Consider the following 14,579-nt stretch of genomic DNA (forward strand, 5'->3'; position numbering starts at 1 on the left):
CTAGAGGGATATTAGCCCTGTCGCCGTGGTGGCGTCCGGGCGTGTCGTGGGATACCCTACCCACGTTATCAGCACGCCATTATGCCTGATAATTTTTCATATTACCATTTACTTGCTCGCGTTAAACGCGGTCGAGTGATTTTCGATTGATATTTGCTTTTTATTTGTGCTCGCGCGTATGCGACTGTATGGTTGCTTCTCTGCCTGTTGCAGTAGCGGTGTGCGAGCCTGCAGTTATTAAAGTCGTAGGGGCTTCCGCCTCGTGATACAGGTATGAGTTCGTCTACTTCTGGTGCTCCTGGAAGCGTGGTGCCGTTGAGGGTTTTGTCTACGGGTTTGCCGCAGATGTGGCAGGTGTCGTAGGCGGCGAGGACTCGCGCTCGCAGTTTGTTTCTTCTGCTGCTGTTTGTGCGTCGGGGGTTAGGTTTAGTCATTATACATCCTCTCTACATGTAGCAAAAGTCTACAGCATGCTCGTTTTCTCTTTGTGATGCTGTATGGTTTGCCTGTGTGCGCTACTTCCATTTTCTCGTTTTTGAGATTTGTTTTCGGGCACTGTAATTGATTGGCTTGAGATTTGAGAGCATGTACAAAGTAAAGAGGCGAGCATCCCGTAGATATGAATATAGCCATTCGCGTACACGCATGACTACTGTACTTATTTAATCATGCAGTGGTTGTTGTTGTCAAGCATTGATTTGTGAAGATTTTGTGTGTGGACGGTTTTCTTTTTTATCGGTTACATCAGTGGTGTAACCGTTCTCAAGCATTGAAAATAAAGGCTTGTAGGCATGTTTTTTGTTGAGGTTACATCTAAAAGTACTTCTACCCTCTTTTTTATCTCAAGATTTTTTGAAAAGTGGTGTAACCGTGTAACCTACCTTAATGAAAGCCAGTATTTTCAAGGTGTTAGATAGGTTACACCAGTAGTGTAACCACGTGTAACTGGTGTAACCGTATTTTATATATTTTATGCTTTTGCGCGTATAAGAGGTTATCTATTTTTTTGAATATGGATAACCTTTTGTAGTTATTGCTTGTAGGTATAGTTAAAGGTGTCGAATTCGACACCTTTACTAGCAACACGCTTTTAGTATTGCATATCAAATGCAATACATGTATTGTTGTCTATGTAGTTAACTCTCGAGAGTAGACCTCCCACCATAAGGGAAGCGCCAAAATCGAGAGTTTTGCATATTTAGTATAAGTGAGAGATACAATGAACACAGCAATATTAGTTGATGGTGGTTATTATCGGAAACGGGTAGCTAGCACTTTTGGTATTGAGTCTCCGAAGGAAACAGCGGATAGATTATATAAGTACTGTTTTAGACATTTATATGAAAAAATTGACGGCAAAAATGTGCGCCATAATCTTTATAGAATTTTTTATTATGATTGTCACCCTATAGATAAAATTGTTTATCATCCCGCTACGCGTAAGCAGGTTGATCTTAGTAAGTCTGAGACAAAAGAGTGGGCTGAGGATTTTTATAATTGTCTTGCACATAAGCGTAAGGTGGCTTTACGCTTTGGTGAAATTAGCGATTCTAGTATTCATTATCGGATTAAAGATAAGGTTTTACGAAAACTTTTGAGGGGGACTGTTTCACTCGGTGAGGTGTCTGAGGAGGATTTTACTCTTGCGATGCAGCAAAAGGGTGTGGACATGCGTATTGGTTTAGATATTGCTTCATTGTCGTTTAAGCATCAAGTTGATAGTATTGTTCTTATTGCTGGTGATAGTGATTTTGTTCCTGCCGCTAAGCTTGCTAGGCGTGAAGGTATTGATTTTATTCTTGATGCTCTGGGTGGGAATATTCGTGACAATTTGTCTTTGCATATTGATGGGTTGCGTACTTGTGATGACAGTTTTAATGCAAAATGACAAGCATATAGTGGAGTAGTTATAAAAACTTGGTGTAATCTTTTTATTAATATATATTTAAGTGTTAGTCGTGTTAGTCTTTGATACGATTACACTTTGTATGTATTGGGCGAGTATGTTCTGGTAGTCGCCTAGTACTTGTTGCGTGACGTTGAGCTCTAAGCCTATGAGAATATTGTTGCCTTCGTAGATACGCTCGGCTTGTATGTAGTCGAAGATGTTGATGAGCCAGAGTGCTGTTTCTTTGCGTGTTTTACGTTCGTTTTTTAGATCGTGTCCTGTGTGTTCGTATTTGGCGTGGATGAGTTCGTGGGCGAGTGTACAGCGTTTTTGCCTGTCGTTGAGTGTTGAATCGAGAAGAATGTTGTGTGTGGCGTGGTCGTAGTAGCCGGTGTGTGCAGTATTGAGCGGTGTCTCAATGATAGTAATGTGTGCTTGTTCTGCGTAATTGTAGAGGTTTTCTAGTGTGGGTGTGTCCAAGTGTTTGTCCTCTTCGTTGCGTGTGGTTTTGACGGTTTTATAATACACCTTTTTTAGAACATTTGTTCGAATGTTTGTGTTGTGTTTTTTGAATATTTTATGACACATAAAAGTAATGACTCGAGCTCATTAAACTCGAGTCATTACTTTTTAACTATGTGGACTACTGTCTTTTCTTATATTTTCTTTTGTTCTTAAACATATGCCAACAGAGGAGACCGATTGGAATGCTGATGAGAAAAAGTGGAGGTGCGAGAAAGGATAATATTAACACGATTGCTTCTAATATGGTTAGGATTGTTAAAAGTGTTAAAAATACTATATATGCGGTTTTCTCCATAGGTTTTGTTTTAACAGTATTTTGCGTAGCACAGGCTTGTATTGAGGGTTTTATATTTGCTTTTACTTGATTAGTATTATGCGCGTATTCCCTTCGTGAATGAATTTTTCCTATTGGGCGTGATAGGTTATGTGGATCATTTTGTTCAATTGCTGTAATTCCGCGTTTTTTATCTACTTGTTTTTGGACGGCTAGTGTTGCTTTGCAGTCTGAGAGTGCGTTGTGAGCTACGTAATTGTGGTTGCATTCTTTTGCCGCTTCGGTGAGTTTATAGTAATCGGTATGGTGAAATAGTTGTCCATATTCTCGCATGGTGTCTGTGACTTTGTCGATGTCGAATTTAAGTCCAAGTACAGCAAGAAAAGCTAGGTCGAAAGGTGCGTTATAGATAACGATTTCTTGTGCTCTGTCGAAGATGTCTTGAAGTATAGTTAGGTCTTGGCGCGCAAATGGTTTATTTGCTACTTTCTTAGGTGTGATATGGTGGATTTTTTCAGCTTCTCGCCATGTTTTCTTTTTTTCTGGTTTGTAATAACGGTCGTGTAGTACGATGCCGTTGCCGTCGATAATGGAGATTTGGAGGAGCTCATCATATTCTGGGGCTAAGCCTGTTGTTTCTGTATCGACGACTATTCGAGTGATTGGGGTGGTAATTTCTTTGTCTTTTTTTGGTGGTGTGAGAGTGATTTCGTGCATGATTCGCCCGTAATCATCGAGTGGACGTATTTTAATGCGGATGTCAAATATGGAGCCGTCTTTCACATCTTCGAGAGCGCTGTATGCGTTGCTAATGTTAGGTGTGATGTCGAAGATGGGATTTCCTTTACTGTCGGAGAGTGTGATGCGCGGGTATTTTGCTCCATTACGTGGCGGTAAGGTGCTTTTGACGCATTTTTTACGTGTTCCAGCTACTTCTTTGTAGTCGTTTGTGAGATATTTTTTAGAGATGGTGAAATGGATTTTTCCACTACCAAGGTTCATGAAGTAATTATAGTTTGCCATTATTTTTAAGTCTTTCGCATCAAGCTTTTGCTTCTTTTGCTGTCATTTTTTAGGTTGTTTGCGATGTTTGTACTGTTTGAGTTGATGTAGTTATTATGCGCCGAAGTCGTCTAATTCTCGCTCAGATTCTTTATTAATATCCTCATTAGCAGCGAGGTCAAAGTCTTCGGAATAAGTATATTCGCGATTTTTGCTCATTTGGTTATATACTCGAGCGTTATTTACTAATTGGAATGCGCTGTCGAGTTTTAGCATGCTTGCAAGAATGTCTAGCTCATCTAGATTCCATGCTTTTAGTCCGCTTATGCGTAATCCTACATAACTTTTGGCACGTTTTAATTGTTCTGCAACATCATCATATGTTATTTGTTGCGATTGCAGTTCGTCATGTATGTATTTTGAAATTATCTCCGTTGTTTCTGTAGTTTCTGGGAGTTCATCTTTCCTTACCATATATTTAGTATACATTTGGGGCTTATATGTCATATAGAGACACGCCGAAACCTCATATGAGGTTGATTTAATTACATGCATGTAATATGATTCTACTAACAGCCTCATATGAGGTTTATATTTTTAGCCGAGAATCCTCATATGAGGTTTACCAAAAAGGAGGTGGAAATGAGTTCTCAGGATTATATAACGCAGGCAATTCGAGCAGAATTGGCGGCACGTGGTCTTACTAAGACTGGGTTAGCTGATTTTATGCAGATGGATAGAAGTTATTTGACGCGTAAGTTGTCTGGCTCAGTCCCTCTTAATACTCCAGAGCTGGATAAGATTTCACAATTTTTAGGAATACCTATGTGGAACTTATTCTCTCTTGCTGCTGAGCGTGAGGTGCGTGACAAGAAAGCTGGTGAATAAAATTGGCAACTTTACCTGGTTTTTCTTTGGGCTACTTGTCAAGTTTTATCCAGATTTTTATGCGTGGATATGTGAGGCAAGCATATTCCCATGACAGGGACAGGTTTCTTATAGATGAACTTTCTAAAGCTGGTGTTTTTCCTAATAGTACGCTTGAGCATCTTGCTAAGGTTCATGGTGAGGAAGAGCGTGAATGCGGGCGTTTTACTGATTACGATATTTTCGTTCTTTTCGCTCATGCAGCTGGATTCGACGATGCTATCCGTTCTTATGTGACGAAGCTATTAGAGGCAGAGACCGCTGATAATAGCAAAGTTCCCAATAAGCAACAAAATTTTTAGAAAGGACAAAATAATGAGTAACGAAAAGCTGAATGATGTTAATGTTATTAAGTTTCTCATGCGTCAACATGTGCGTAACTTTTTATGGGAGTACTATGGTTCCGCGTATGTTTTGAGCAAAAAGTTTAACATTTCTGCTGACAAGTTTACTACTGTTATTAATGAGAATGATGTGTCAGGTTTTACTGATGCTGAAATTTTCATGCTCTTTGGTCATATTACGAACCTTGATAGCGAGATCATTGCTCGCGCTAATAAACCTGTTGAAGAAGATGCCGAGACTGGCGTTGAAGAATCTCATGATGTGATTGAAGTTCATGTTGAAGAATCTGATGAGAACGGGAAGCTGGATAAGAGCGAGATTGTTCTACAAGCTAGAGAGCTTTCTGCTCGATTGTGGAACAAGAGTCTTTTGATAGGAGAAGTCGGCATTGCTGACACTCATGATGGTATCGATATCGGTAATGAGAGAGATGTTTATCTTGTTGAAGATGATGTTTCTAGCAATCGTGTGAAGCGTGCTGTGGAGATTTTTGTTCGTGCTTACTATGCGGGTGCTGCACAGCAAGCACGAGATTTGAACGGAATTTAGTAAGTAGAAAAATGCTGTTGAACATTTGTGATGTCAACAAAAGTCCAAGAGAGTACATTCGTCGTATTCACAGTAATAGTTTTACCGTACTTATCGGGGAATGATACTGTTTCTTGACTTTTACAGGCTTTTTCTAGCTCGTTCTGTAATTTTCCACAATCGTAATCATCTTCGAGTACATAGCGTTGAGGCTTGGTTTGATTAACGATCGTGAAATCGATTCGTATCCGCATTATTCACCTCCTTTCATGATTTTTTTACGATTCCAATTTTAGAACGGTTAAGGAGTAAATATGACTGAGATTATTGTCACTATTCTTTTCGGTATTCTCACGTTTTTTGTCGCACTTTTCCCTGTTTTCGTTGAACTGCATGTTATGTGGCGTGAATGGAAGAAGCGTGTGATAAAGCATTCCAAGCATGGCGAAAAGTTAAGGAATTGATAAATGCCCGCAAGGTAATGCGAGCATCGACCAATAAGGGAAATGAATATGAAAAACAATAGTAATACTACCACAATGAGCGACCGTGCACAGCAAACTCAGTTACAATTCGAACGCACAATCATACTGCTCGACACTATTCTCGTAAGTATCATGTGCATGAGCAGCTTCTTCTATCTCATGTTTGCGAATATGGGTAAGAATCCGCTTGTTAGTTTCTCGTTTTTGCTTGTGTATGTGGTGTCTTTGGTTGGTCTTGGTTTTTTGTCGTGGGATTTTATTCAAGACTTAACCGCTCATAGTAAGGAGCGGTCATGAGTCAACCTGTTCGTAAGTTGGTGAAGCTGAGTGAGGCTGCTCGCCAGTTGGATATGGATGTGCGCACAGTGAAGAGCTTAGCGGTTAAAGGTTATCTACGTTTACGTCAAATTGGGACTCGTTTCTGGGTTTCACAAAGGAGTATTGATGAATTCTGTGATGGGAAGGGTATGTGATGGCTGTTCGCGAGTTTATTGTTTCTGGTCAACCTGTTCCTAAGGCGCGTCCCCGCGTCTATGGGAAACGAGGGGTAACACCGAAGAAAACTATCGATGCTGAAACGCGGGTACGTGAAGCGTATTTAGCAGGTTATCCTAATTATCCAATTTTCGAAGGGAACGTTATTCTTCAATGTCGTTTCTTTTTGCAGGATAATCGCCGTGTAGACGTTGATAATTTGTTGAAGCTGGTGCAGGATGCGTTGAATGGTTTCGCTTTCAAGGATGATAGTCAGATTATACGGGTTATCGCGGCGAAGATTACTCCGTCAAGGCTTGTGGAAGGTGCGTCTGGTCGGCTTCGTAAACGGCGGGGTGAAGACCCGTTGACTGCGTCGCTTGATGGTGAACCGTATGATCCTCACACGCATGTGGTGGTGATATGTGATGATGCGGACAAGTAAACGTCTCCTCTTACCGAAGTGTGGTGTGTGTGGTGTGCTTGGTTCGCCGTGTGATATTGAGCAAGCATTGAAAATACTTGACGCACACAAAGAATTGCAGCCGTTGCATAAGAATCGCGTGCATGCGCTGCCATTACCTCAAGGTTCTTTCCACTTTTAAATATTATGAAAGGTTATAAATTATGGGTATTCAAGAAACTGTTAAGCCTGCTGAATCGATTTTAGAACGCGTGCAGGAAGTTGAAAATCTTGCTGATTTAACAGACGAGCAGAAAGACGAGCTCAGTAAGAAGAATTTGTTGATTCTTGAAGCAAAACGCATAGCACTCTTACAGTCGCGTATTGAGGAATGCCAGACCGAGATTGACCAGATTAAGCAGCGCATTCTTGATACGCATGAGCCTGGCTCGTATGAAGCTGATGAGCTGACTGTGCAAGTGCGTGAGGGTGCGAAGCGTCTTGATGCGAAGAAGTTCATGAATACTTTCCCAGCTTCGGATAAGCCTGAGTTTTATGAGTTGAAGCCAGCGTTAAACGTGATTAAAAAGCATATTGCGCCGACGGAGCTTGAGCAATATCAGACAACTTCTAAGCCGAGCGTGATAGTCAAATGAGCAGTGTTAAGGATATTTTGGCGGTTGCTTCTCAGCATGACAACCCTGTCTACAAGCAACAGATTGAAGAAGCTACGTTGTGGCCTGAGATTCAGCAGATTATCGTGAATAATATTAATTCCGCTCCACGTAGTTTGCAAAAGACTATCGGGCCTAGCGAACTTGGAACTGACTGTGTGCATTGCTTGGCGGCAAAGCTGGCCGGTTGGAAACAGAATAAATCTGCCGCATGGCTACCATTCATCGGTACGTGTGTGCATGAACACTTCGAACGCTTATTCTCTGAGCTAGCTAATGCTAAAGGTTTGGATTATAAGGTGGTCACGCGTGGCCCTGCTTACCCTCGTTTCGCGACAGAGAAGCGTGTAGAGGTGGCTACGTTGAATGCGTTGCGGGAGCCTATGCATGTGCATGGCAGTATCGACCTAGTGGATTTTGAGAATCATGCGACGATTGATTGGAAGATTGTCGGCTCAACCTCATTGAAGAATGCTAAGGCTAATGGGCCAAGTCAACGATACCGCGTGCAAGCGTCGCTTTATGGTATCGGTCTTGAAAATGAGGGTGTGAAAGTAGAGAAGAATTGTATCTATTTTCTTCCGCGTACTTCGATGAATTTGGGTGATATGTATGCGTGGGAGGCGCCTTTCGATCGTGAGCTTGGTGAGTGGGCGCTGTGGCGTGCACAGTGGATACTCCAGATTCTTGGGCTTATGGAGATTAATTATCACGATACTGCTATGCGTGACGCTTGGATTAGTAAGCTTCCCCGCTCCGAGAGTCATTGTTTTGACTGTTCCACTTGGCCGGATAGTGGGCTTGCCGCACAGTTCAATAATGGTGAGCGCGTAGAGGTTGATAGTGCTTTGCTTGCGCTGGTGGATTTGATTCCTGCGATTTTTGACCGTGACCAGTATCGGAAGGCTAATCAGCCTGTGCTTAAGCCAGAAGACTAAATAAAAAATCAAAATAATAGGAAAGGAGCATATATTATGTATGCGAATAATTATAATCAGCCACAGTATGGGCAACAGTCTCAGTCGGCACAGTCTCAGCCGGTGAAGTTGGCGTCTCTTGGTCAGCTCATGAATGGTGGAGGCGCGAAGAGCTTCTTCACCGGCGATAGTCAACCGGGTGCGGCGGTGGAAGGTGAGATTGTTTCTATTGAGGTTACGCAGGTTAACGTCTTCGGCACAAGCCAACCGGATCACTGGCAAGACGGCAAGCCTAAGCAACAGATTCATATTGTTTTGCAAACTCAGCTTCCACCGGTAGACCAAGATGATGATGGTCGTCGTAGCCTGTGGATTAAGGGTTGGGGTATTCATTTGAAGGCTTTGCGTGATGCGGCTAAGAAGGCTGGCGTGGATGAGCCGCATGTGGGTGACCGTATGAGCGCGAAGTTTGTGGGTTTGGGTGAGCGTGGTAAGGCTCCACAGCCGCCTAAAGTGTATGAGTATACGATTACGCCGGCTTCTCAAGCGGCAGTGTCTAATTTGATGACTGGTGGTGCTTCAGTATCTACATCTGCGCCAGTGTCTTCTACCCCTGTTCCTCAGGTACAGCCAGCAGCACCTGCATCTGCTATTCCTGCTGCAGCAGCATCGCAGCCTAACGTGAATGATATTAAAGCTTTGCTCAATATAGGTAAGAGTGAGGAAGAAGTCGCAGCGTTAATGAATACGTCTATTGCTGTCGTACACGCATTAGCGGGCGCTCCTCAAACGCCTGCTGTGGAGCAGGATAGCATCGCATTCTAACCCAGTTCCTTCTCACGATGGGTAGCGTTATGAAAACATGACGCTACCTACTCGCCTCCACCTCGTTTTTCCTGATTTTTTGTTGAAAGCATTGTTATGAAGCAAGAAGGCTTATATCATTTCACGCCAATCCCTGACGCTCCACAAATGGCAGACCGCGTCTACCGTGAACTGCAAGTAGTGGAATCATTAGGCTTACTCAACTCCGACTACTCATTCACCGACAGGTTGGGACGCACCGTGAGTATTCCCGTGAATATTCGTAAGAATAGTGTGAAGCCCATCACCGCTGAGGGCTACTGCAAAGCCGTCTGGGATTACAAGAACGGTGATATGCTGCTGGGGGAGGATGAGAAGACAATCTACGTGCGCGACGTAGACCGCTCAGGAAAAAACGAGCTATTACCTTCATGGCATGCGATTAGTAATTTAGAAAATGAGTATCATGTGCCAGGTAGGGAGACGTATACGCCGTGGAATGACCAGCTGCGTGTAGAGCTCAGTAAATGTAAAATGCGCGTGAGGCATGGTATTAAGTTCACTGACCGCGCCTTCCTCCGCTTCAATGGACAGGTGGTCGATATTGATATTTCGTCACCGTATTTTAATGAGCCTTTCGAAGTAACCATCGACGCATACTATGATGAAGATTTGGCTGAGCAAGCACAAACGTTTTTGTATGATGTAACCGAAGATGATAAGAGTGCCGCCAATCTTACGCGCATGTTCGCTACACCATTATTGGAGGAATACAAGCATTTAACGTATGTGCTTTACGGTGACGGTGGGAATGGTAAAGGTATTTTGTTGAATACGTTGGCTGCGTCTCTTCCAGGATTAACCGCGAGCGTTGACTCTCAAAAAATTTTAGGCGGTCGCCGTGGCAACGGTGGCTTCGACACACAACAAGAAACAGGTAAGCTCATTGGTGCGCTCTGGGCTTTCGACGAGGACGCGGATACGATTACGCCTGACCAGTTGACCGCGTTGAAGAAGATTTCTACTGGCGATAGTATGACTGCGCGCCGTATCCAAGAAAACGCGGTCAGCTTCACCCCACGTTGTACTTTCATTATCGCGACAAATAATCCTGTGATTACCACGATGTCGAATGCTGCGTTTCGTCGCTTTGTTTACATTCGTATGAAGGATAATCGTAAACCAGACGATTTTTTGAAGCTCTTGGAATTTCGTAAGGCTTTCGGTGTTGCTCCGTTTCTTATGGTGTCCTGTATGTTGTGGATGAGTGAGGGGGATAAACCATTCTATAACGTGAGTATTGGCGCTGCTTCTGATTTGAGTGAGGCTGAACAATGGCTCGTGGATATGATTTGCGAACAAGGTTATGCGATTTCACGCAATAACCCGTATCCTGTTACAGCGCGTGAGCATAAGAATGCGATAAGCAAACTCGGACTAAAAACAAGCGTAAAAAAGTTTGGGGGAGCCTCTCTCCGTGTGCTGATTGTCGCGGACGAAAACCGCTTTACACCGTACCGTGATGCATGGCAGAAAGACCAAGAACAATTAGAAGAAGACTCTAAGCCGGTAGATGTGCCTGAACCGTTAGACGAGATTATCACTGCTGACAGCGTGGGGTTTGATTGTGATTTCGTACCAGCGACCGCCGATAAGACGGCTTACCATTGGAAGCAACTTGCGGAAGACCCTGATACGGACACGTCTATTATTCCGGGTACCACTGCTTATGGTGTTGTGCCGCGCGAAGGCTATATCGTTCTTGATATGGATATGCCAAAAACTGAAGAGGAAGATCCTGGTTGGCAATCCTTGCAACTATCGGTTGGACGTTATGGTTCGCTTAACTTCCCGAAGACATATCTTGTGCAAACACCATCAGGTGGCATACACGCCTACTATAAGCTCCCCGCTGAACTTACAGGGAATGTGAAGAATCGCGTGATGGTCGGCGGATACCATATAGACCTGCGTGTAGACGGTAAAGGCTACGTGATTGGTGCTGGGTCACAAACTCATGCTGGAACGTACTCTGTGTGTGACGTGCCTAATGGTGACAGTATTCCTGAGTTAAGTCTTGCTTTAATACGTTGGCTCGACCAAATGGATTGCATCAGTAAACCTCACGCACAGCAAGCGTATTCTCCCACTCCTGTGAATACTGCGAGCGCGTTGACCACTACATCTGATTCTCCTTTAGCGCAACTCTTGCAACGAGCCAACAATTACGGTGGTGATGATTCTGAGCCGCCTGTAGATATGAGCGCCGTTCCGAAAGGTTCAAGAAACCAAGTCTTGCATGATTGGGCTTACGGGCGAGTGGTGAACCATCCTGAGAATATGGAACGTATTTACAGTGATTTATGCGAGCGCGCAAGAAAGTCAGGCTTACCAGAGTGTGAAGTGATTGCTATGTGGAAGAGTATTTGCAGGCAGGTAGGAATCTAAACGCATATGACGGTCAATGAGAATAATGATTTTGCGCCCTGGGTACAGCAGATTACAAGTAAACCAAAAATCAGTAGACTATACGCCACCTATTGTATGTGTGGGCAGCCGATTATCGAATGGCGTGGAAAACCAGTCTGGAGCATTTATGATCAAAAACTTATCCACGGTGAAGACGATTTAACAGTCATGATTATTCTCAACCGTGCGTGGACGTTGACCAGCGTGCAGGTAGATGGTAATCCAGGTTTCCCTAGTTTGCGTACTGCTGTGTCCACCATGTTGAAGAGGGACTTGTATTATTTGCCGTTGCATTTTTGTAAGAAGGTGAATCCAAATAGTGTGCCAGCAGACTTTACTTTCCCTGTTAAGAAAGTGGAGACAGCGGATGATGTGTTCGCTTATTTACCTAAGTCGACTGAGGCTGAGTTAGAAGAATTTAAACGATTATGGTATCCAGCAGACTATAAGGAGGATGCATGGAAACTTTTCTGAACGAGCACGAGCTCCACGAATTCATACTCACTGTATCCACCTGGGAGGGAAGGCTCCATGTATTGGATTTGTTGGCGAAGCGTGAAGCTCGCTTAATGAATAATAGTGTGCATGTGCATGCGTCTATGGTGGATGCACCTCTCGATTTTGATAAGACAGAATTGTATGAGGAGTGTAGGCTGATTTTAGCGAATATGGCCACGAAACTCACGTCACATCATAACGCGCATATAGGTGAATGCGCTAGTATTATTCTGCGTTGTGTAGCTAAGTTGAATACGCTTCCTGAATTTCCTACTCTCTATGCGAGGTTTACGTTAGCGGATAAGAAGCTTGAGAAAGCGTTAACCAAACCTGAAGAGCGTAAACTAGCAGGCTACTGCGTATACTGCAATAAGCCGTTATTCACTTCTGAGAGTCGGAAGGAGCAGGACTGCTCCTACTGTGGAACGGTTAATGATATTGCTACTGTAAGAGCTGAATTACAGAATTCACGTAGCTATCTGTTGCGTGAGAAAACCGTAAGAGGTACGTTAAAGCAGATAACGAATATGGTGAATATGGTGAATCGGAATACGTATTCCTTCTACCAGGTACGCAGGTTCTTAAAGTCGAGGAAGATTCTTGGAGAGAAGATTAATTCTACGGAATGGATCGTAGCAGCGAAAACACTCCATCTCGATTAAAAATTTTAGCCCGCCACTTTTTAGCGCTAAAAATGGTGGGCTTTAGAATCTTCAGATTTGAGCATACCAAGTAGAGGCTAAGAAGACTACTCTTACCACACTATTATAAGAGTAACGGTAACAATTCTACCTGCCTGTCAGCAGGTAACTGACTAATAATCTGCGCCTGCTTCATCTTATCTAACGCTTTAAGAATACTCACCTGCTGTTCAACAGGTAGTTTTTCAAGCACGCTTACAAGACTATCTGTCTCACTGTTATCTTTCGCTTTGCTTATTGTTGTTGCTTGTGCGTTGAGTTTTTCTGCGGTTTGCGAGCGCTGCTGTTGGCTAATCTGCTGATACACTGTCACTGTCTTAATATCCGCATGCCCAGCCACCTCCATAAGTTGAGCAAGCGATGCTCCCGCTTCTCCCCAATGAGTTAACGCGGTATGACGTAAATCGTGAAAATGCATGCCAGCAAGCCTAGGCACATGCTTTAACGCTTTATACCAGTTCACACGCAACTGTTGCGGAGCCAGCAAACCACGATTTCTAGGCGAGACGATAAGTAGCGCGTCATCTTGTTCTTCGACGAACCGTGCGATATGGGTTTTCAAAATCGATTCTAACCATTCAGGGTATGGCACTTTGCGTATACTATTCACGCTTTTAGGCGCTCCAACAATCAGCTTACGTTTCTGGCCAATCTCATTAATCTGTTTCACCGACTTATCAACGTTCACGCGCTGATAGTCAAAGTCGATATCCTTACGTGTCAGAGCGCAGACTTCTCCTTCACGCAAACCACACACACCAGCAAGATAAATAGAAATAGCAAGATAATCAGGCATGTGTGCTGCTAAGATTTTGAGCTCATCATAATCGGCAACCATACTCTCATGCTTTTTACGCGGCTTGACCGTTTTAATCATGCACGGCGAAGACACTATGAGAGTCCTACCCGTATCATCAAGCGGCGTCTCCGCCGCATGCTTAAAAATAGAGCTCAAAAAAGTATAAATATTATAGCGTTGCGACCTACCGTTACCCGCCTTGTCAACGCCGAAGTTTTCCCACCATTGTTGAATATCGTACGGCTTGATAGCTCGCATGTCCCTCGAACCGAATGTCGGGTAAAGATCACGATGGAGCCATTCTTTATGCCTTGCAATAGTTGTCGGCGCAAGCATACTTCCATCGGCTTTACGATGTTCAACAATATATTGCTCGGCGTATTCTTTGAAAGTAATCGTTGCCGAGATAATATTCTTCTTCTTAAAACGTAGCGGCGGTTCCCACATGCCGTTTTTAATATCTTTTTCGGCTTGAGCTAGCCACACTTCTAGGTCTGCACGATAGGCTGCTCTCACGGTCTTTGTGATACGCGCAGGAAGAAGGGGATTTTCTTGCGCCGCTTCTACTGGTGTAGGGTACGACGCTTCCAAGTAGTCGTTGCCGTATTTTTTGACTTTGCGTATATTGCCGAACCTGCGCATAATTCACTCTCACTTCAGGTCTCTCATAGGGGAAGAAAATGGGGGTAATCTTTTCCCCTATCTTTTCCCCTATCTCACATGCTCTATTATGCTTTCATATGCTCTCTTATGCAACTAACAGGAAAGAAGTAAAACAGTCTAGAAACGTTGAAAACATGCGCCTACCGGCAAAAAATAAGGGTTTCAGAATTTTCTCCTGAAACCCCTACGCGGATGATAAGGGA

Annotated in this window: 20 protein-coding genes; 14 read left to right on the forward strand and 6 right to left on the reverse strand. The window is 43.5% G+C overall.

All coding sequences use genetic code 11. From position 1 onward, the window contains the following. Positions 1 to 101: 101 nt before the first annotated feature. On the reverse strand, positions 102 to 434 hold the full coding sequence (locus tag G464_RS09960; protein WP_022857274.1) for an HNH endonuclease: 333 nt from the start codon (positions 432 to 434) through the stop codon (positions 102 to 104). A 785-nt stretch (positions 435 to 1,219) separates the two neighbouring features. Here G464_RS09960 and G464_RS09355 point away from each other — a divergent pair. Next, entirely contained in the window at positions 1,220 to 1,888 is a 669-nt protein-coding gene (locus G464_RS09355) for an NYN domain-containing protein (protein ID WP_022857275.1), read from the forward strand. Between the two features lie 57 nt (positions 1,889 to 1,945). On the opposite strand, the gene G464_RS09360 is transcribed toward G464_RS09355, so the two are convergent. The 3 genes from G464_RS09360 to G464_RS0107050 all read right to left on the reverse strand — a co-directional run bounded on the left by G464_RS09360 (position 1,946) and on the right by G464_RS0107050 (position 4,163). Continuing rightward, positions 1,946 to 2,368 carry an ImmA/IrrE family metallo-endopeptidase gene (locus G464_RS09360; RefSeq protein ID WP_162138585.1) on the reverse strand — a complete coding sequence of 141 codons (423 nt, stop codon included), beginning with the start codon at positions 2,366 to 2,368 and terminating at the stop codon, positions 1,946 to 1,948. 163 nt (positions 2,369 to 2,531) lie between these two features. Further along, complete coding sequence (locus G464_RS09765; RefSeq protein WP_022857277.1) at positions 2,532 to 3,710, reverse strand: 3'-5' exonuclease; 1,179 nt, start codon at positions 3,708 to 3,710, stop codon at positions 2,532 to 2,534. A gap of 93 nt (positions 3,711 to 3,803) precedes the next feature. Next, positions 3,804 to 4,163 carry a hypothetical protein gene (locus G464_RS0107050; protein ID WP_155237062.1) on the reverse strand — a complete coding sequence of 120 codons (360 nt, stop codon included), beginning with the start codon at positions 4,161 to 4,163 and terminating at the stop codon, positions 3,804 to 3,806. Positions 4,164 to 4,331: 168 nt separating this feature from the next. Here G464_RS0107050 and G464_RS0107055 point away from each other — a divergent pair, with 168 nt between their 5' ends. The 3 genes from G464_RS0107055 to G464_RS0107065 are packed head-to-tail and all read left to right on the forward strand — an operon-like array spanning position 4,332 to position 5,510. After that, complete coding sequence (locus tag G464_RS0107055) at positions 4,332 to 4,577, forward strand: helix-turn-helix domain-containing protein (RefSeq protein WP_022857279.1); 246 nt, start codon at positions 4,332 to 4,334, stop codon at positions 4,575 to 4,577. 2 nt (positions 4,578 to 4,579) lie between these two features. Next, on the forward strand, positions 4,580 to 4,918 hold the full coding sequence (locus tag G464_RS0107060; RefSeq protein ID WP_022857280.1) for a hypothetical protein: 339 nt from the start codon (positions 4,580 to 4,582) through the stop codon (positions 4,916 to 4,918). A gap of 13 nt (positions 4,919 to 4,931) precedes the next feature. Next, positions 4,932 to 5,510 (forward strand): hypothetical protein, encoded by a 579-nt coding sequence (locus G464_RS0107065; protein WP_022857281.1) that lies wholly within the window; start codon positions 4,932 to 4,934, stop codon positions 5,508 to 5,510. Here G464_RS0107065 and G464_RS0107070 read toward each other — a convergent pair. Then, positions 5,507 to 5,743 carry a hypothetical protein gene (locus G464_RS0107070; RefSeq protein WP_022857282.1) on the reverse strand — a complete coding sequence of 79 codons (237 nt, stop codon included), beginning with the start codon at positions 5,741 to 5,743 and terminating at the stop codon, positions 5,507 to 5,509. The genes G464_RS0107065 and G464_RS0107070 overlap by 4 nt on opposite strands. A gap of 60 nt (positions 5,744 to 5,803) precedes the next feature. On the opposite strand from G464_RS0107070, the gene G464_RS10075 reads away from it, so the two are divergent. The 10 genes from G464_RS10075 to G464_RS0107120 all read left to right on the forward strand — a co-directional run bounded on the left by G464_RS10075 (position 5,804) and on the right by G464_RS0107120 (position 12,875). After that, positions 5,804 to 5,953, forward strand: coding sequence for a hypothetical protein (locus tag G464_RS10075; RefSeq protein WP_022857283.1), 150 nt, complete (start codon positions 5,804 to 5,806; stop codon positions 5,951 to 5,953). Between the two features lie 48 nt (positions 5,954 to 6,001). Continuing rightward, positions 6,002 to 6,271 carry a hypothetical protein gene (locus tag G464_RS0107080; RefSeq protein WP_022857284.1) on the forward strand — a complete coding sequence of 90 codons (270 nt, stop codon included), beginning with the start codon at positions 6,002 to 6,004 and terminating at the stop codon, positions 6,269 to 6,271. Next, entirely contained in the window at positions 6,268 to 6,447 is a 180-nt protein-coding gene (locus G464_RS0107085; RefSeq protein WP_022857285.1) for a hypothetical protein, read from the forward strand. The genes G464_RS0107080 and G464_RS0107085 overlap by 4 nt, the downstream gene beginning before the upstream one ends. Continuing rightward, positions 6,447 to 6,893, forward strand: coding sequence for a RusA family crossover junction endodeoxyribonuclease (locus tag G464_RS0107090; protein WP_022857286.1), 447 nt, complete (start codon positions 6,447 to 6,449; stop codon positions 6,891 to 6,893). Before G464_RS0107085 ends, G464_RS0107090 begins: the two co-directional genes overlap by 1 nt. A gap of 182 nt (positions 6,894 to 7,075) precedes the next feature. After that, positions 7,076 to 7,507, forward strand: a complete 432-nt coding sequence (locus G464_RS0107095; RefSeq protein WP_022857287.1) for a hypothetical protein — start codon at positions 7,076 to 7,078, stop codon at positions 7,505 to 7,507. Further along, positions 7,504 to 8,463 carry a hypothetical protein gene (locus G464_RS09370; RefSeq protein WP_022857288.1) on the forward strand — a complete coding sequence of 320 codons (960 nt, stop codon included), beginning with the start codon at positions 7,504 to 7,506 and terminating at the stop codon, positions 8,461 to 8,463. The genes G464_RS0107095 and G464_RS09370 overlap by 4 nt, the downstream gene beginning before the upstream one ends. A gap of 36 nt (positions 8,464 to 8,499) precedes the next feature. Next, complete coding sequence (locus tag G464_RS09375; RefSeq protein ID WP_022857289.1) at positions 8,500 to 9,267, forward strand: hypothetical protein; 768 nt, start codon at positions 8,500 to 8,502, stop codon at positions 9,265 to 9,267. A 96-nt stretch (positions 9,268 to 9,363) separates the two neighbouring features. Continuing rightward, positions 9,364 to 11,694, forward strand: coding sequence for a bifunctional DNA primase/polymerase (locus tag G464_RS0107110; RefSeq protein ID WP_022857290.1), 2,331 nt, complete (start codon positions 9,364 to 9,366; stop codon positions 11,692 to 11,694). A 6-nt stretch (positions 11,695 to 11,700) separates the two neighbouring features. Then, positions 11,701 to 12,189 carry a hypothetical protein gene (locus tag G464_RS0107115; protein WP_022857291.1) on the forward strand — a complete coding sequence of 163 codons (489 nt, stop codon included), beginning with the start codon at positions 11,701 to 11,703 and terminating at the stop codon, positions 12,187 to 12,189. Further along, on the forward strand, positions 12,174 to 12,875 hold the full coding sequence (locus G464_RS0107120) for a hypothetical protein (RefSeq protein ID WP_022857292.1): 702 nt from the start codon (positions 12,174 to 12,176) through the stop codon (positions 12,873 to 12,875). Before G464_RS0107115 ends, G464_RS0107120 begins: the two co-directional genes overlap by 16 nt. A gap of 103 nt (positions 12,876 to 12,978) precedes the next feature. On the opposite strand, the gene G464_RS0107125 is transcribed toward G464_RS0107120, so the two are convergent. Continuing rightward, positions 12,979 to 14,355, reverse strand: a complete 1,377-nt coding sequence (locus G464_RS0107125) for a tyrosine-type recombinase/integrase (protein ID WP_022857293.1) — start codon at positions 14,353 to 14,355, stop codon at positions 12,979 to 12,981. Between the last annotated feature and the right edge of the window lie 224 nt (positions 14,356 to 14,579).

The sequence above is a fragment of the Alloscardovia omnicolens DSM 21503 genome (assembly GCF_000420505.1).
Classification (GTDB): domain Bacteria; phylum Actinomycetota; class Actinomycetes; order Actinomycetales; family Bifidobacteriaceae; genus Alloscardovia; species Alloscardovia omnicolens.